Raw genomic sequence first — 17,185 nt, 5'->3', positions numbered from 1 at the left:
TGGATCTTACACCAGATGGGTTCATTCTGAGCACGGCTGTGACAAAATAGCGGTTTTGTCAGGATCGCGGAGCGGCCATGCAGGATCGTAATTTCGACGACATCGCGGAAAAATTCTCCCGCAATATCTATGGCACGACCAAAGGCCAACTGCGTCAGGCGATCCTCTGGCAGGATTTGGACAGAATTCTCGCCGAAATGGGCGATCGTACGCTTCATGTACTGGATGCAGGTGGCGGCGAAGGGCAAACTGCGATTCGCATGGCCGAACGTGGTCATCATGTAACGTTGTGTGATGTGTCGCAGGAAATGATTGCACGTGCTATCGCAGCCGCAGAAGAGAAAGGTGTGAGCGGTAACATGCATTTTGTACAATGCCCTGCTCAGGACATTGCGCAACATTTGGAATCGCCTGTCGATCTGATATTGTTCCATGCTGTGCTTGAATGGGTCGCTGAACCGGTGGACGTTTTGCAAACGTTGTGGTCGCTTCTAAAGCCCGGAGGGACGTTGTCGTTGATGTTTTACAATGCTAACGGCCTGTTGATGCACAATATGGTGGCAGGGAATTTCGACTATGTGCTGGCAGGTATGCCTAAAAAGAAAAAGCGCACATTGTCCCCGGATTATCCGCGAAATCCGGATGAGGTCTATGGCTGGCTGAGAGCGATTGGCTGGCAGATCACGGGTAAAACGGGGGTTCGGGTCTTTCACGATTACCTGCGCGAAAAACACCAACAACGTGACTGTTTTGACTCCTTGCTTGAACTTGAAACGCAATATTGTCGTCAGGAGCCGTATATCAGCCTGGGGCGTTATATCCATGTGACCGCGCTCAAGCCGCAGAGAGATGAAAGGATGAACGATGAGTGAATTTTCCCAGACAGTTCCCGAACTGGTTGCCTGGGCCAGGAAAAACGATTTCTCTATCACGCTTCCGGTAGACAGACTGTCGTTTTTGCTGGCGGTTGCCACGCTGAACGGTGAACGCCTGGATGGCGAAATGAGCGAAGGAGAGCTTGTTGATGCGTTTCGCCACGTCAGCGATGCATTTGAACAAAGCGGAGAAACCGTTGCTCAGCGCGCGAACAATGCCATAAACGATATGGTCCGTCAGCGCCTGTTAAACCGTTTTACCAGCGAACAGGCTGATGGTAATGCCATTTATCGTCTGACGCCGCTTGGAATTGGTATTACCGATTACTATATTCGCCAGCGCGAGTTTTCAACGCTACGTCTGTCCATGCAGTTATCTATCGTGGCGGGAGAGCTGAAACGTGCTGCTGATGCCGCAGATGAAGGTGGGGATGAATTCCACTGGCATCGTAATGTCTATGCGCCCTTGAAATACTCGGTGGCTGAAATTTTCGACAGCATCGATCTCACCCAGCGTGTGATGGATGAGCAGCAGCAGTTAGTTAAAGATGATATCGCGCAGTTATTGAATAAAGACTGGCGCGCGGCTATTTCGAGTTGTGAACTCTTACTCTCCGAAACCTCCGGTACGCTGCGTGAATTACAGGATACGCTGGAGGCAGCAGGGGATAAGCTGCAGGCAAACTTGCTGCGTATCCAGGACGCGACGCTTGCGCATAACGATCTGGAGTTTGTTGACCGACTGGTTTTTGATTTACAGAGCAAGCTGGACCGTATCGTCAGCTGGGGACAGCAGGCGATCGATTTATGGATTGGCTATGATCGCCACGTACACAAGTTTATTCGTACCGCTATCGATATGGATAAAAACCGTGTATTTGCCCAGCGCTTACGCCAGTCAGTCCAGACCTTCTTCGATTCACCCTGGGCGCTAACCTACGCCAACGCCGACAGGCTGCTGGATATGCGTGATGAAGAGATTGCGTTGAGCGATGCCGAGGTAACAGGTGAGCTTCCACCTGACCTGGAATACGAAGAGTTCAACGAAATTCGCGAACAACTTGCGGCCATGATCGAAGAACAACTGGCGATCTATAAAACCAGACAAGCTCCACTGGATCTTGGGCTGGTTGTACGCGAATATCTGGCGCGATACCCGCGCGCGCGGCATTTTGATATCGCGCGGATCGTCATTGATCAGGCGGTACGCCTCGGCGTAGCGCAAGCAGATTTCACCGGCCTGCCAGCAAAATGGCAGCCGATTAATGATTACGGAGCCAAGGTACAGGCGCATGTCATTGACAAATATTGAACAAGTGATGCCGATCAAATTGGCCCAGGCGCTGGCTAATCCACTCTTTCCTGCACTCGACAGCGCGCTGCGCTCAGGTCGTCACATTGGGCTTGATGAGCTGGATAACCACGCCTTCTTAATGGATTTCCAGGAGTTTCTGGAGGAGTTTTACGGACGTTACAACGTTGAGTTAATCCGTGCGCCGGAAGGTTTCTTCTACCTGCGCCCACGCTCAACGACACTTATTCCGCGTTCGGTGCTGTCTGAACTGGATATGATGGTCGGCAAAATCCTTTGTTACCTCTATCTCAGCCCGGAACGTCTGGCCAATGAAGGCATTTTCACTCAGCAGGAGCTGTATGACGAGCTGATGACGCTGGCGGATGAAACCAAACTGTTGAAACTGGTGAATAACCGCTCAACAGGTTCTGACCTGGATCGCCAAAAATTACAGGAAAAAGTGCGTTCCTCACTGAACCGCCTGCGTCGGCTTGGCATGATTTGGTTTATGGGTAACGACAGCAGCAAGTTTCGTATTACCGAGTCTGTTTTCCGCTTCGGCGCGGATGTGCGTACCGGGGATGATGCACGTGAAGCCCAACGGCGTTTGATCCGCGACGGTGAAGCCATGCCTGTTGAAAATCACCTGCAACTCAATGATGAGAATGAAGAGAATCAGCCGGAAAGTGGAGAGGAAGAATAATGATTGATCGCGGTAAATTTCGCTCACTGACGCTGATTAACTGGAACGGTTTTTTTGCCCGTACGTTTGACCTGGACGAACTGGTTACCACATTGTCCGGGGGTAATGGTGCTGGTAAATCCACCACCATGGCGGCGTTCGTCACCGCGCTTATCCCGGACTTAACACTACTGCATTTCCGTAACACCACTGAGGCTGGCGCGACGTCCGGCTCTCGTGACAAAGGTCTGCACGGTAAGCTGAAAGCCGGGGTCTGCTACTCCGTTCTGGATGTGATCAACTCTCGCCATCAGCGCGTGCTGGTGGGGGTGCGCCTGCAACAGATAGCGGGTCGTGATCGTAAGGTCGACATCAAACCGTTCGCTATTCAGGGGCTGCCTACAGCGGTTCAACCGACGCAACTGCTGACAGAAACGCTCAACGAGCGACAGGCGCGCGTGCTGCCGCTGCAGGAAGTGAAGGAGAAGCTGGAGACGATGGAAGGGGTGCAGTTTAAGCAGTTCAACTCCATCACCGATTATCACTCTTTGATGTTCGATTTGGGCATCGTGGCACGCCGCTTGCGCTCAGCATCTGACCGTAGCAAATTCTACCGCCTTATCGAAGCGTCGTTGTATGGTGGTATCTCCAGCGCGATCACCCGTTCCCTGCGCGACTATCTCTTGCCGGAAAATAGCGGCGTACGTAAAGCTTTCCAGGATATGGAAGCGGCACTGCGCGAAAACCGTATGACGCTGGAAGCGATTCGCGTTACCCAGTCAGATCGCGATCTGTTCAAGCATTTGATCAGTGAAGCGACCAACTATGTGGCGGCAGATTACATGCGCCATGCCAACGAACGGCGTATTCATCTCGATCAGGCGCTGACATTCCGACGTGATCTGTTCAGTTCGCGGCAAAAGCTGGCGGCTGAACAATACAAACATGTCGATATGGCACGTGAACTGGCAGAACACACTGGCGCAGAAGGTGATCTGGAGGCTGACTATCAGGCCGCCAGCGATCATCTGAACCTGGTGCAGACTGCGCTTCGCCAGCAAGAAAAAATTGAGCGCTACGAGGCGGATCTGGACGAACTGCAAATCCGCCTTGAAGAACAAAATGAAGTCGTGGCCGAAGCCACCGATCAGCAGGAAGAGAACGAAGCGCGCGCTGAGGCCGCTGAACTGGAAGTGGATGAGCTGAAAAACCAGCTTGCGGACTACCAGCAGGCTCTGGATGTGCAGCAAACCCGCGCGATCCAGTACAACCAGGCGCTACAGGCGTTACAGCGTGCAAAAGAACTCTGCCAGTTACCAGACCTGACGGCAGAAACGGCGGACGAATGGCTGGAAACTTTCCAGGCGAAAGAACGAGAAGCCACAGAAAAACTCCTGTCGCTTGACCAACGTATGAGCGTAGCGCAAACCGCGCACAGCCAGTTTGAACAAGCTTACCAGTTGGTCGTGGCAATCAACGGTCCACTGGCCCGTGATGAAGCCTGGGAGGTCGCTCGTGATCTTTTACGTGAAGGGGTAAACCAGCGCCATCTGGCGGAACAGGCGCCATCGCTGCGCGCGCGTCTGAACGAACTGGAGCAACGTCTGCGTGAGCAACAGGATGCTGAACGTATGCTGGCGGAATTCTGCAAACGGCAGAATAAACAGTATGACGTCGACGAGCTTGAGTCTCTGCATCATGAGCTGGAGGCGCAAATCGCCTCGCTTTCCGAGAATGTGGCAATGGCCGGTGAGCAGCGTCTGGCGCTGCGCCAGGAGCTGGAGCAGCTGCAAACCCGAATTCAAACATTGACCCGGCGCGCACCGATTTGGCTGGCAGCGCAAAGCAGCCTGGCTCAGTTATGTGAGCAGAGCGGCGAACAATTTGAATCCGGCCAGCAAGTGACAGAGTACCTGCAACAATTGCTGGAGCGTGAACGCGAAGCTATCGTTGAGCGCGATGAAGTCGGGGCGCGCAAGCGTGCCGTGGATGAAGAAATCGAACGTCTGAGTCAGCCGGGTGGCTCCGAAGACGGGCGCCTGAATACGCTGGCAGAACGTTTTGGCGGTGTGCTGCTCTCAGAAATTTACGATGACGTTAGTCTTGATGATGCGCCCTATTTTTCCGCGTTGTATGGCCCATCACGTCACGCCATCGTTGTCCCGGACCTCTCCCTTATTTCAGAACAGCTTGAAGGGCTGGAAGATTGTCCGGAAGACCTCTATCTGATTGAAGGGGATCCGCAATCTTTTGATGACAGCGTGTTCAGCGTCGATGAGCTGGAAAAAGCGGTGGTGGTTAAGATAGCCGATCGCCAGTGGCGCTATTCCCGTTTCCCGTCGGTGCCGCTGTTTGGTCGCGCTGCACGTGAAAGCCGTATTGAAGGACTCCACGCTGAGCGTGAAGAGCTTGCCGAGCGCTTTGCTACATTATCATTCGACGTGCAGAAAACGCAGCGCCTGCATCAGGCCTTCAGCCGTTTCATCGGCAGTCATCTCGCCGTCGCGTTTGATTCAGACCCGGAAGCCGAAATTCGCACTCTCAGTGGTCGCCGCGGAGAACTGGAGCGTGCGCTGAGCAATCATGAGAATGACAACCAGCAAAACCGCATGCAGTTCGAGCAGGCGAAAGAGGGGTTTGCTCAGCTTAACCGCCTGCTGCCACGCCTGAGTCTTCTGGCGGACGAAACCCTGGCCGATCGCGTTGATGAAATCCAGGAGCGTCTGGACGAAGCGCAGGAAGCCGTGCGCTTTATTCAGCAGTTTGGTAACCATCTGGCGAAACTGGAGCCGATCGTCTCTGTTCTACAAAACGATCCGGAACAGTATGAACAACTGAAAGAAGATTATGCGTATTCCCAGCAAGTGCAGCGTGAAGCACGTCAGCAGGCATTTGCGCTCACCGAAGTTGTGCAACGCCGGGCGCATTTTAGCTATTCCGACTCTGCGGAAATGCTCAGCGGGAATAACGATCTTAACGAGAAGCTGCGTCAACGGCTTGAGCAGGCAGAACGTGAACGCAGCCGTACACGTGAGGCGCTGCGTAGCCATGCTGCCCAGCTTAGTCAGTACAATCAGGTATTGGCATCACTGAAAAGCTCGTTTGATACCAAAAAAGAGCTGCTCAACGACCTGCAAAAAGAGCTGCAGGAAATTGGCGTCCGGGCAGACAGTGGCGCTGAGGAGCGCGCGCGTATTCGTCGTGACGAGTTGCATGCTCAGTTGTCAGGCAATCGCGCTCGTCGCAATCAACTGGAAAAAGCGCTGACCTTCTGCGAAGCGGAAATGGATAACCTGACGCGTGCGCTGCGTCGCCTGGAACGTGATTATCACGAGATGCGCGAACAGGTCGCCACGGCGAAAGCTGGCTGGTGTGCGGTGATGCGAATGGTTAAAGATAACGGCGTAGAACGTCGTTTGCATCGTCGTGAACTGGCTTATCTTTCTGCAGACGAATTGCGCTCCATGTCGGATAAGGCGTTAGGTGCATTGCGTCTCGCCGTGGCGGACAATGAACATCTGCGCGATGTGCTGCGTATGTCGGAAGATCCGAAACGCCCGGAACGCAAGATTCAGTTCTTTGTTGCGGTCTACCAACATCTGCGCGAGCGTATCCGTCAGGATATTATTCGTACTGACGATCCGGTTGAGGCCATCGAACAGATGGAGATTGAGCTCAGCCGATTGACGGAAGAGTTGACCTCCCGCGAGCAGAAACTGGCGATCAGCTCCCGTAGTGTGGCGAATATCATTCGCAAAACAATTCAGCGCGAGCAGAACCGTATTCGTCAACTTAATCAGGGGCTGCAGAATGTCTCCTTCGGTCAGGTACACAGCGTCCGTTTGAATGTTAACGTGCGGGAAACCCATGCCATGTTGTTGACGGTGCTGTCTGAGCAGCATGAGCAGCATCAGGACCTGTTTAACAGCAATCGCCTGACCTTCTCAGAAGCGCTGGCGAAACTGTATCAACGCCTGAACCCGCAAATCGATCTGGGTCAGCGTACGCCGCAAACAATTGGCGAAGAGCTGCTTGATTACCGCAACTATCTGGAGATGGAAGTAGAGGTCAATCGCGGTTCGGATGGCTGGCTACGTGCAGAATCCGGGGCGCTGTCGACCGGTGAGGCCATCGGTACAGGGATGTCTATCCTGGTCATGGTCGTCCAGAGCTGGGAAGATGAGGCGCGACGTCTGCGTGGTAAAGATATTTCGCCATGTCGCCTGTTGTTCCTCGACGAGGCCGCACGCCTGGATGCCCGATCCATCGCGACACTGTTTGAACTCTGCGAACGCCTTGAAATGCAATTGATTATTGCAGCACCGGAGAACATCAGTCCGGAAAAAGGCACTACCTATAAACTGGTGCGTAAAGTCTTTCAGAACCACGAGCATGTTCACGTTGTGGGTCTGCGTGGTTTCGCGGCTCAATTACCAGAGACATTACCCGGTACGGCAGACGCTTCTTAACTGTTCACCTAAACAATGAGGGCGGCAGAGATGTCGCCCTTTTTCTTTTCTGAAACGCCTGGCGCGGAGATCGGCCTTTCTTTAAACTTCTTTACATTTGGCAAGGCAAATGCTTTTTTGTCTTTATATACTGATAGAAAGAGTTTTGTGAGTGTAATGAAGAAACAGGGGGCAAGGGATGTTGCTTAAGAAATCATATGGTCGTCGGATGTCGACATTAAGTTTATGTCTGGCATTCGCATTTGCTCCGCTGTTTAGCGCTCAGGCCGACGAGCCTGAGGTGATACCGGTTGACAGTTCCGCCACTCAGGGCGATCAACCCACGGCTTTATCGCAACCACTGGAACAGTCGCCTGCAACGGCAATGATGGCGGGCTTGCAGCCTTATCCGACAGCAGATGCGCCTGCTAATGCGCGTGTTGCGTTGCAGGCACTGCTGCCTGCTAACTGGACTCCCGTCTACATGGATTCGCTCTCCGCGTTGTATGCCGCGCGTGCTATGAAGCCGATGTGGGATAACCGTGAGGCAGTTCAGGCTTTCCAGCAACAACTCGCCGAAGTTGCGATTGCCGGTTTTCAGCCGCAATTCAACACCTGGGTTGAGTTACTGACCGATCCGAATGTCTCCGGTATGGCACGAGATGTGGTGCTATCGGACGCCATGATGGGGTATCTGCATTTTGTCGCCGGTATTCCGGTGAAAGGCAGCCACTGGCTCTACAGCAGTAAACCTTACACGCTGGAGACACCGCCGCTGTCGGTCATTAATCAGTGGCAGTTAGCATTAGATAAGGGCAACCTGCCGCAATTTATCGATACCCTTGCACCTCATCACCCGCAGTATGCGGCGATGCATCAGTCTTTGTTAGCCCTGGTGGCAGACAATTCACCGTGGCCACAGCTGACCAGTACCGTTTCACTGCGCCCCGGACAGAAGAGCAGGGATGTCCCGGCGTTGCGTGAAATCCTGCAGCGTAGCGGTATGATGGATGATGCACCGAAAATCGCGCTGCCTGGGGATGACGCAACAAGCAGCGTTGTCAGCCCTTCTGCCATCCCGGTTGATACGGCACGAGCAACAACCGCGCAGTTGAGTAAAAAAGCGAGACCTGCTGGTTCAGTCAGCAGCGACTACGATCGTCAGTTAGTTGCCGCAGTCAAACGCTTCCAGTCTGCTCAGGGGTTGCATGCCGACGGAGTGATAGGGCAGTCGACGCGAGACTGGCTCAATGTAACCCCTGCCCAGCGTGCCGGGGTTCTGGCGCTTAATATCCAGCGTCTGCGTTTGCTGCCGGGTAAACTCTCCACAGGAATTATGGTTAACATCCCGGAATATTCGCTGGTCTATTATCTGAACGGCAGCCAGGTGCTGGCGTCCCGCGTAATTGTTGGACGACCGGATCGCAAAACCCCGATGATGAGCAGCGCGCTAAACAACGTGGTGGTTAATCCGCCGTGGAATGTTCCGCCGACGCTGGCGCGCAAAGATATTTTACCGAAAGTGTGGAATGACCCCGGCTATCTCGAACGCCACGGCTATACCGTGCTACGCGGCTGGAACAGTAAAGAGGCGATTGATCCGACGATGGTGGACTGGGCAACAATCACGCCGTCGAATCTGCCTTTCCGCTTCCAGCAGGCTCCGGGCGCGCAAAACTCCCTGGGTCGCTATAAGTTCAATATGCCGAGTTCTGACGCTATCTATCTACATGACACGCCTAACCATAATCTTTTCCAGAAAGAGGCGCGAGCGTTGAGTTCAGGCTGTGTGAGGGTGAATAAAGCCGCTGAGCTTGCCAATATGCTATTACAGGATGCGGGGTGGAACGATACGCGGATTTCCGATACCTTAAAACAAGGAGATACCCGTTACGTTAATATCCGTCAAAATATACCGGTGAATCTTTATTATTTGACCGCATTCGTTGGTGAAGACGGACGTACTCAATATCGTACAGATATTTACAATTATGATCTGACTGCGCGATCTGGTGCACAAATTCTGGCGAAAGCCGAACAATTAATCAGGTAAATGAAGCAGTTCGGGAAATAACATTGTCGTAATATTTAGCGAAAACGGGCCGGATCTGCTGTAAGGCCCGTCTTTGCTGGGGTTGAGCAACCTTGACGCAGACGTTTTTGCCCGGTAAGGTGCCTCTCGTGCGCAATAAAAGTGCATAAATTACGATCACTTTGTTATCTTGCAGACCTGATTATCATGGACAAATTTGACGCTAATCGCCGCAAATTGTTGGCGTTAGGTGGTATTGCCCTTGGTGCAGCCATCTTACCTCAACAAGCATTTGCAACCCTTTCCACCCCACGTCCGCGTATTTTAACGCTGAATAATCTCCATACTGGAGAGACAATTAAGGCGCAGTTTTTCGATGGCCGGGGCTATATTCAGGATGAATTAGCAAAACTCAATCATTTTTTCCGTGACTATCGCGCGAATAAAATTAAAACCATCGATCCAAAACTGTTTGATCAACTTTATCGCCTGCAAGGTTTGTTAGGAACAAGCAAACCCGTGCAATTGATTTCGGGATACCGTTCTGTCGACACGAATAACGAACTCCGGGCTCACAGTTCTGGGGTAGCCAAAAAGAGCTACCACACCAAAGGGCAGGCAATGGATTTTCACATCGAAGGGATTTCTCTGAGCAATATTCGCAAAGCTGCGTTATCTCTGCGTGCAGGTGGTGTAGGATATTACCCCAGCAGCAACTTTGTGCATATTGATACCGGGCCGCTAAGGCACTGGTAAAACTCAGTTAAAAGAGACAGGAGCAGTATGAACTATCGTATTATTCCGGTTACCGCCTTCTCCCAGAACTGCTCGTTAGTCTGGTGTGAGCAAACCCGGCTGGCAGCAATAGTGGATCCCGGTGGGGATGCTGAACGCATCAAACAGGAAGTTGAAGCCTCCGGCGTGACGTTAACGCAAATCCTGCTTACGCATGGTCATCTGGACCATGTTGGCGCAGCTGCTGAGCTGGCGCAGCACTATGGCGTGCCAGTGATTGGCCCGGAAAAAGAAGATGAGTTCTGGCTGCAAGGGCTGCCTGCTCAAAGCCGCATGTTTGGCCTGGATGACTGCCTGCCGCTGACGCCGGATCGCTGGTTAAATGAAGGCGATACAGTGAGCGTAGGTAATGTGACGCTGGACGTTTTGCACTGTCCCGGTCATACCCCAGGTCACGTGGTTTTCTTTGATGCGCAAGCCCGGCTGCTGGTGTCCGGCGACGTTATTTTTAAAGGCGGCGTAGGGCGCAGTGATTTCCCGAAAGGCAATCACGGGCAGCTGATTGATGCTATCAAAACGAAACTGCTGCCGCTGGGAGATGATGTAACCTTCATCCCTGGTCACGGCCCGATGTCCACCCTTGGCAACGAGCGGCTACATAATCCTTTCCTGCAGGATGAACTGCCGGTCTGGTAAAACAAAAAAGGTAGCAGATGCGACCTTTTTTATTTCGATTGTTGTTTATAACACCGCGACGATAGCTTCACATAACGGGGACATGTTATCCGGCGTCATACCCGCAACGTTAATACGTCCAGATGCAACCGCGTAGATAGCGAACTCTTCGCGCAGACGTAGCACCTGCTCTTTGGTCAGGCCACTGAAAGAGAACATCCCGTTCTGGCGGGTGATAAAGCTGAAATCGCGATCCGCCCCTTTTTCCTGCAGGGTATTCACAAACAGCAAACGCATACGCTGAATGCGCTGGCGCATGTCAGTCAATTCTTGTTCCCAGATGGCGCGCAGCGCCTCATTGCTCAGGATCGTTGCAACTACGGACGCACCGTGAGCCGGCGGGTTAGAGTAGTTAGCGCGGATAGTCGACTTCATCTGGCTAAATGCACGGTCCACTGTTTCCTGATCCGCGGCCACCAGCGTACAGGCGCCGACGCGCTCGTTGTACAGACCAAAGTTTTTCGAGTAAGAGCTGGCGATGATCAATTCTTTATGCAGCGCAGCAAAGGCGCGCAGACCTTCTGCGTCTTCTTCCAGACCGCGAGCGAAACCCTGATAGGCAAAATCGAACAGTGGCAGCCAGCCTTTTTCAATGGATAATTTGGCCAGCGTCTCCCACTGCTCAAGCGTTGGATCGATACCGGTCGGATTATGGCAGCAACCGTGGAAGAGCACGATATCACCCGCTTGCGCCGCTTCGAGGCTTGCTACCATGCCGTCGAAATCCAGCGCATGGTTTTGCGCGTCATAGTAAGCGTAATCACACACCTCGAGGCCGGCGGAGTTAAACACGCCTTTATGGTTCGGCCAGCTTGGATTACTTACCCAAATACGTTTTGCTGAGGTATTTTTCGCCAGAAAATCAGCGGCAACTCGCAGGCCACCCGTACCGCCCGGGGTCTGCGCAGTGCGCGCACGTTTGTCATTAATAATCGCGCTGCCTTTGCCAAACAGCAGTTCCTGCGTGCAACGACCAAACTCAGGAATACCGTCGATGCCGAGGTAATTTTTTGTGTTTTCGTTTTCCAGCAGATACTGCTCCGCTTTTTTAACGCTGGTCAGTACCGGTGTTTTCCCGGTTTCGTCTTTATAGACGCCAATACCAAGGTTGATTTTGCCAGGACGTTCATCGGCGCGAAACAGATCGGCCAAACCCAGAATAGGGTCAGCAGGGGCAGCGGTAATATTCTCAAACATGACGAGGTTCCATTATGATGACAGAAGGGAGATCCGCTATCAGGTTAACGGTTGATGTGACAATTGCCAACCGTTTGCGATAAAAAGCGTGCGTCTTTTTAGAAGTCAGTATCTTTGGCGGCGAGTCAATAAAAAAACAGGGCCGGGGCCCTGTTTTTCACGCATATAATAACGAGGTGTGCTGATTAGAACTGGTAAGTTACAGCCATCGCAACCTGGTCATCACGACCATTCACGATACCAACGCTGTCGCTGTAGTTGCTCTTGTCGATCAGGTTCAGCTGGTAGTCAACATAGATGTTGAAGTTTTTGTTGAAGTAGTAGTACGCACCGATTTCAACATATTTCTGCAGATCTTCATCGCCGCCAGTGAAGGTACCACGTGCAGCCAGGTCCTTGCCTTTAGACTGAACGTAGGACAGGGACGGACGCAGACCGAAGTCGAACTGGTACTGAGCCATTGCTTCAAAGTTCTGAGTTTTGTTAGCAAAAGAACCGTCAGCTTCGCGAGTCATGTTGCGGGTTTCAGCGTAAACAGTTGCCAGGTAGATGTTGTTTGCGTCGTATTTCGCACCCACAGCCCATGCTTCTGCTTTCTCACCTTTACCGTCTGTAGTCTGCAGGTCAGTACGGTCAGAGTTGCTGTAAGCGCCGATTAAGCTAAAGCCTTCTGCGAAGGAGTAACCCAGAGAGTAACCAACGCCGTCGCCATTAGAGGTTCTGGCGTCGTTACGTTCGTTTTTACCCTGGTACTGGATACCCATGCTCAGGCCATCAACCAGACCGAAGAAGTCGCTGTTACGGTAGGTCAGGACGCCAGTAGTACGGCCAGTCATGAAGTTATCAGAGTAGTTAGCCCAGGTCATGCCAGAGAAAGATGGGGCAACGTCGGTGTAAGATTCTACGTCGTAGACGATACCGTAGTTACGACCGTAATCCAGAGAACCTACGTTGTTAACTTTGATACCAGCAAAAGCCAGACGGTTACGGGTACCCTGTGAACCTTCTGCATCGCTTGCCAGCGCACGGTATTCCCACTGACCGTAACCGGTTACATCGCTGTTGATCTGAGTTTCGCCTTTGAAACCAATCTGAGCGTAGGTGTTGTCGTTGCTATTGGTGTTGTCACCAGAGGTCACGAAGTCGTGCTCACCAACAACTTTACCGTACAGGTCCAGTTTGTTGCCGTTTTTGTTGTAAACTTCTGCAGCGTTAGCTGCACCAGCTACCAGCAGGGCAGGGATAACCACTGCCAGGATATTGCGCTTCATCATTATTTATTACCCTCATTGGTTTTTTTGTACACCTGCCACTGCCGCCAATAAATTCCGTCAATAAAAATTTACGGAACTATTGATGAGAGTTTGGTGTCTTTCTGTGTCTGAAAGGCATCTTTCCATTCATATAATCGTTTCGCTAGCCTGAAAGTGCTACAAATGTCTTAAAGAGGTTACAAAAAGCAATTATGTGTAAGAATTTATGTATTTTTAGGAACTTTGTGAACCACCTCAAAATTCAGGGCTGATTGTTGTCAAAAACAGCGACCCCATAACTATATATATGAATTGCTTATATTTAATTAAGATAAGGGTAAATCTTGTACAGGAATCATTCTCATCTTACTTTTTCTTCGCAGCCATTTTAGCCGTCCGGAGTGCTGTGTGATTTTTATCCAGACGTGCTATGAGATGAGGAAAAACTAATCCACAAGAGAGGTGTGGATTATTTTTTGTTCAGGAATATTTCAGTACGATCTCGCCCGGTAATGACCAGAAGGGCAAGCCGGGTCAGCCCGGCAAGAACAAAGAAATAATGAAGAGTATAAAAAAAGCCAGCAACCGCTGGCTTTTTTTATTAGAACGTAGCACTGCGGGGGGTGCGAGGGAACGGGATAACATCACGTACGTTCTGCACACCGGTCACGTAAGCGATCAGGCGTTCAAAGCCCAGGCCGAAACCTGAGTGCGGAACAGTGCCATAACGACGCAGATCGCGATACCACCAGTAGTCTTCTTTATTAAGACCCATTTCAGCCATACGCGCATCCAGCACATCCAGACGCTCTTCACGCTGAGAGCCGCCGATGATTTCACCAATGCCAGGCGCCAGAACGTCCATAGCAGCAACGGTTTTTCCGTCATCATTAAGGCGCATATAGAAAGCCTTAATGTCTTTCGGGTAGTTTTTCACCACGACCGGTGCTTTAAAGTGTTTCTCGGCCAGATAGCGCTCATGCTCGGAAGAGAGGTCAACACCCCAGTAAACCGGATTTTCAAATTTTTCACCGCAGTTTTCGAGGATGGTCACGGCATCGGTGTAGTCCACCTGCGCAAAGTCAGCCGCAACAAAACGCTCCAGACGAGCAATCGCGTCTTTATCTACACGTTCAGCGAAGAACTTCATGTCATCCATACGCTCAGTCAGAACTGCGTTGAAAGCATATTTCAGCATCGCTTCTGCCAGACGAGCATTATCTTCCAGATCGGCAAATGCCACTTCTGGCTCCAGCATCCAGAATTCGGCAAGGTGACGGCTGGTGTTGGAGTTTTCCGCGCGGAACGTCGGGCCAAAGGTGTAGATTTTGGACAGCGCGCAGGCATAGGTTTCGCCATTCAACTGGCCAGATACGGTCAGGAAGGACTCTTTGCCAAAGAAATCTTTGTCAAAATCGACTTTGCCCTGATCGTTACGCGGCAGGTTTTCCAAATCCAGCGTGGAAACACGGAACATTTCACCGGCGCCTTCGGTGTCAGATGCGGTAATCAGCGGCGTGGAAACCCAGAAGAAACCCTGTTCATCAAAGAAGCGGTGTAGGGCCTGCGCCAGCGTATGACGAACACGGGCGACTGCGCCGATCAGGTTGGTGCGCGGACGCAGGTGCGCCACTTCACGCAAATACTCGATGCTGTGGCGTTTCGCCGCCATCGGATAAGTGTCCGGGTCTTCAACCCAGCCGGTGACTTCGACCTGAGTCGCCTGCAGCTCGAAGCTCTGGCCTTCGCCAGGCGATTCCACCACTTTGCCAGTAACAACAACGGAGCAGCCGGTGGTCAGGCGAAGAACTTCTTCATTGTAATTGGGCAGAGAATTATTAATAACAGCCTGTACAGGATCAAAGCAGGAACCGTCATAAACGGCGAGGAAGGAGATGCCAGCTTTTGAATCTCGGCGGGTACGTACCCATCCGCGCACGGTGACTTCTTGGTCAACGGTAACACGGCCCTGGAGTACGTCGGCTACAGGCACAACGCTCATAATATTCTCTCTGTAAATTGTCTGGAAAAGATCATCGTTTGTCCGCCCACAAAGGGGGGATACCTATGTTACCTGGCGAGCGCCATCAGACAAGTAGAATTCGCAGCGAAAAGGAGTATTTCGGAAATTAATCTTTTGCCAGCGCTGAGATAGTGAGCGCCGGGGTGTAAAACAGCTCGCGGGATAGCTTTATATATGCGGTTAAATCGCAAACACTCATCGCGAATAAAAAGCGTCCCGATGGGGGACGCTTTTTGATATTTCTGGCGGTGATTAACTGGCCTTTTTGACCTGCGGCAGGTCAAATGCTTTGCGCAACGCGCGCACAAAGGCTTTATCGTGGCAAATCGTTTTGCCGGGGCTGTCAGACAACTTTGCCACCGGTTTGCCGTTACACTCAACCAGCTTAATCACGATATTTAACGGTTTTACATGCGGAATATCGCAGGTCAGCCGCGTACCAATACCGAAGCCCAGCTTGATGCGGGAGGCAAAGTGGCTATAGAGATCCAGCGCCTTATTCAAATCCAGATTGTCAGAAAAAATCAGTGTCTTTGACAGCGGATCAATACCAAGCTTTTCATAATGGGCGATGGCTTTTTCGCCCCATTCCACCGGGTCGCCAGAATCATGACGCAGACCCTGGTAGCGTTGTGCAAATACCGGTCCGAAATCGCGCAGAAAGGCATCCATGGTGATACAGTCTGTCAGGGCAATACCGAGTTGCTCCGGGTACTCTTCCAGCCACGCGGCGAGTGCGGCACGCTGACTGGTAGCCAGATCCGGGCTGATTTGCTGGTGCGCCTGGAACCATTCATGGGCCTGAGTCCCCATCGGCGTGAGCGACAGACGACGCGCAAGATCGTAATTACTGGTGCCAATAAACCAGGGTTCTTGCTTGAGGCGCGCAACGATAGCGTACTGCACATCGCGTGAAAAACGGCGGCGTGTGCCGAAATCCATCAGACGGAAGCCTGACATATCCAGCTCTGCGGTGCGGTTAGCAAAATCCGCCAGTTTTGTTTCAAGATGCAGCAGGGCCTGCTGAACACCCACGTGCCCGGAGCGACAGCGATGCACCAGCTCGCTAATCACTGCCAGTAGCGGCACTTCCCACATAATGACTTCGCGCCATGGCCCGGACATGCGAATGTTCAACTTGCCATTGTCATTTGTGACAGTCACTTGCGACGGGTCATAACGGAAGTTACGCAACCACTGCAGATAATCCGCTTTGAAGAAGGGGAGGCCGGACAGCCACTGGTATTCATCTTCCTGCAGGCGCAGATGTTGCATTGCGTCAACTTCTTCGCGAATTGCGTTGGCATAAATACCGAGAAGGTCGTCGCCGCGGCAGCGAAATTCCGCTGTTACATGCACATCGTAATAATGATGGAACACCGCCTGTTGCATATGCAATTTGTAGGCATCAGTATCCAGCAGCGTCTGCAGAGCAGGGGGAGCGAGTCGTGTCATGGTGCGCCGTAGCATCCTCTCACAGGAGCGTTTAGTACAATAAACAAAGCAGGTGAAAACCGCTGGAGTATACCTTGTTTATTGATTTATTGAACCCCGATCACACCATATCGCGCAAAACGGGTCGAGGGCATTTCGTGCCGCATGTTATTAAAATGTAGCATAGTGAGCTTTTCTCCCTGAAAAGATGAACATTCTGCGTGGCGGGATTTACGCAACAGGAATAGACTGGAGACGTAACCAAACAGAAGATGCTAAAGGTTTTTTATGACACAACAGCCACAAGCCAAATACCGCCACGACTACCGTGCGCCGGATTACCTGATTAGCGATATTGACTTGACCTTTGACCTGGATGCCGCAAAAACCGTTGTCACTGCGCTGAGCACTATTTCACGTCATAGCGCTTCTCCAGTGCCATTGCGTCTTAATGGCGAAGACCTGACGTTAGTGTCA

The 17,185-nt window shown here is 51.9% G+C and carries 12 protein-coding genes; 8 read left to right on the top strand and 4 right to left on the bottom strand.

Annotated elements, in window-relative coordinates; genetic code table 11:
- Window positions 1-77 precede the first annotated feature (77 nt).
- The 7 genes from cmoM to AAIG39_RS11495 all read left to right on the top strand — a co-directional run bounded on the left by cmoM (window position 78) and on the right by AAIG39_RS11495 (window position 10,762).
- Window positions 78-872 carry a tRNA uridine 5-oxyacetic acid(34) methyltransferase CmoM gene (gene cmoM, locus AAIG39_RS11525; RefSeq protein ID WP_343193904.1) on the top strand — a complete coding sequence of 265 codons (795 nt, stop codon included), beginning with the start codon at window positions 78-80 and terminating at the stop codon, window positions 870-872.
- Complete coding sequence (mukF, locus tag AAIG39_RS11520; RefSeq protein WP_090085629.1) at window positions 865-2,187, top strand: chromosome partition protein MukF; 1,323 nt, start codon at window positions 865-867, stop codon at window positions 2,185-2,187. Before cmoM ends, mukF begins: the two co-directional genes overlap by 8 nt.
- On the top strand, window positions 2,168-2,872 hold the full coding sequence (gene mukE, locus AAIG39_RS11515) for a chromosome partition protein MukE (RefSeq protein WP_090085631.1): 705 nt from the start codon (window positions 2,168-2,170) through the stop codon (window positions 2,870-2,872). The genes mukF and mukE overlap by 20 nt, the downstream gene beginning before the upstream one ends.
- Window positions 2,872-7,320, top strand: a complete 4,449-nt coding sequence (gene mukB, locus AAIG39_RS11510) for a chromosome partition protein MukB (RefSeq protein WP_343193903.1) — start codon at window positions 2,872-2,874, stop codon at window positions 7,318-7,320. The genes mukE and mukB overlap by 1 nt, the downstream gene beginning before the upstream one ends.
- Before the next feature lie 178 nt (window positions 7,321-7,498).
- On the top strand, window positions 7,499-9,352 hold the full coding sequence (gene ldtD / locus AAIG39_RS11505; protein WP_343193902.1) for a L,D-transpeptidase: 1,854 nt from the start codon (window positions 7,499-7,501) through the stop codon (window positions 9,350-9,352).
- A gap of 186 nt (window positions 9,353-9,538) precedes the next feature.
- Entirely contained in the window at window positions 9,539-10,087 is a 549-nt protein-coding gene (mepK, locus tag AAIG39_RS11500) for a peptidoglycan L,D-endopeptidase MepK (RefSeq protein ID WP_090085637.1), read from the top strand.
- 27 nt (window positions 10,088-10,114) lie between these two features.
- On the top strand, window positions 10,115-10,762 hold the full coding sequence (locus AAIG39_RS11495) for an MBL fold metallo-hydrolase (protein WP_090085639.1): 648 nt from the start codon (window positions 10,115-10,117) through the stop codon (window positions 10,760-10,762).
- Window positions 10,763-10,807: 45 nt separating this feature from the next.
- Here the strand turns inward: AAIG39_RS11495 and AAIG39_RS11490 are convergent, their stop codons facing one another.
- From AAIG39_RS11490 to pncB, 4 genes are all read right to left on the bottom strand, one after another.
- The gene (locus tag AAIG39_RS11490; protein WP_343193901.1) at window positions 10,808-11,998 is read right to left on the bottom strand and encodes an amino acid aminotransferase; all 1,191 of its coding nucleotides are present in this window, start codon (window positions 11,996-11,998) and stop codon (window positions 10,808-10,810) included.
- Between the two features lie 185 nt (window positions 11,999-12,183).
- Complete coding sequence (locus AAIG39_RS11485) at window positions 12,184-13,272, bottom strand: porin (protein WP_343193900.1); 1,089 nt, start codon at window positions 13,270-13,272, stop codon at window positions 12,184-12,186.
- Window positions 13,273-13,852: 580 nt separating this feature from the next.
- Window positions 13,853-15,253 (bottom strand): asparagine--tRNA ligase, encoded by a 1,401-nt coding sequence (asnS, locus tag AAIG39_RS11480; protein ID WP_090085643.1) that lies wholly within the window; start codon window positions 15,251-15,253, stop codon window positions 13,853-13,855.
- Window positions 15,254-15,526: 273 nt separating this feature from the next.
- Window positions 15,527-16,729: a nicotinate phosphoribosyltransferase gene (gene pncB, locus AAIG39_RS11475; protein ID WP_090085644.1), complete on the bottom strand. Its 1,203-nt coding sequence runs from the start codon at window positions 16,727-16,729 to the stop codon at window positions 15,527-15,529.
- Window positions 16,730-16,996: 267 nt separating this feature from the next.
- Between pncB and AAIG39_RS11470 the strand changes: the two genes are divergently transcribed.
- Window positions 16,997-17,185: hypothetical protein (locus AAIG39_RS11470; RefSeq protein WP_343193899.1), on the top strand; the 189-nt coding region annotated here is incomplete at its 3' end.

The sequence above is a fragment of the Phytobacter palmae genome (genome assembly GCF_039409775.1).
Classification (GTDB): domain Bacteria; phylum Pseudomonadota; class Gammaproteobacteria; order Enterobacterales; family Enterobacteriaceae; genus Phytobacter; species Phytobacter palmae.
This window is presented reverse-complemented; position numbering and strand designations above follow the sequence as displayed.

Excerpts from the sequence above, each read along its gene's own strand:
- cmoM (WP_343193904.1), top strand. The coding sequence starts at position 78 with ATGCAGGATCGTAATTTCGACGACATCGCGGAAAAATTCTCCCGCAAT.
- mukF (WP_090085629.1), top strand. The coding sequence starts at position 865 with ATGAGTGAATTTTCCCAGACAGTTCCCGAACTGGTTGCCTGGGCCAGG.
- mukE (WP_090085631.1), top strand. The coding sequence starts at position 2,168 with ATGTCATTGACAAATATTGAACAAGTGATGCCGATCAAATTGGCCCAG.
- mukB (WP_343193903.1), top strand. The coding sequence starts at position 2,872 with ATGATTGATCGCGGTAAATTTCGCTCACTGACGCTGATTAACTGGAAC.
- ldtD (WP_343193902.1), top strand. The coding sequence starts at position 7,499 with ATGTTGCTTAAGAAATCATATGGTCGTCGGATGTCGACATTAAGTTTA.
- mepK (WP_090085637.1), top strand. The coding sequence starts at position 9,539 with ATGGACAAATTTGACGCTAATCGCCGCAAATTGTTGGCGTTAGGTGGT.
- AAIG39_RS11495 (WP_090085639.1), top strand. The coding sequence starts at position 10,115 with ATGAACTATCGTATTATTCCGGTTACCGCCTTCTCCCAGAACTGCTCG.
- AAIG39_RS11490 (WP_343193901.1), bottom strand. The coding sequence starts at position 11,998 with ATGTTTGAGAATATTACCGCTGCCCCTGCTGACCCTATTCTGGGTTTG.
- AAIG39_RS11485 (WP_343193900.1), bottom strand. The coding sequence starts at position 13,272 with ATGATGAAGCGCAATATCCTGGCAGTGGTTATCCCTGCCCTGCTGGTA.
- asnS (WP_090085643.1), bottom strand. The coding sequence starts at position 15,253 with ATGAGCGTTGTGCCTGTAGCCGACGTACTCCAGGGCCGTGTTACCGTT.
- pncB (WP_090085644.1), bottom strand. The coding sequence starts at position 16,729 with ATGACACGACTCGCTCCCCCTGCTCTGCAGACGCTGCTGGATACTGAT.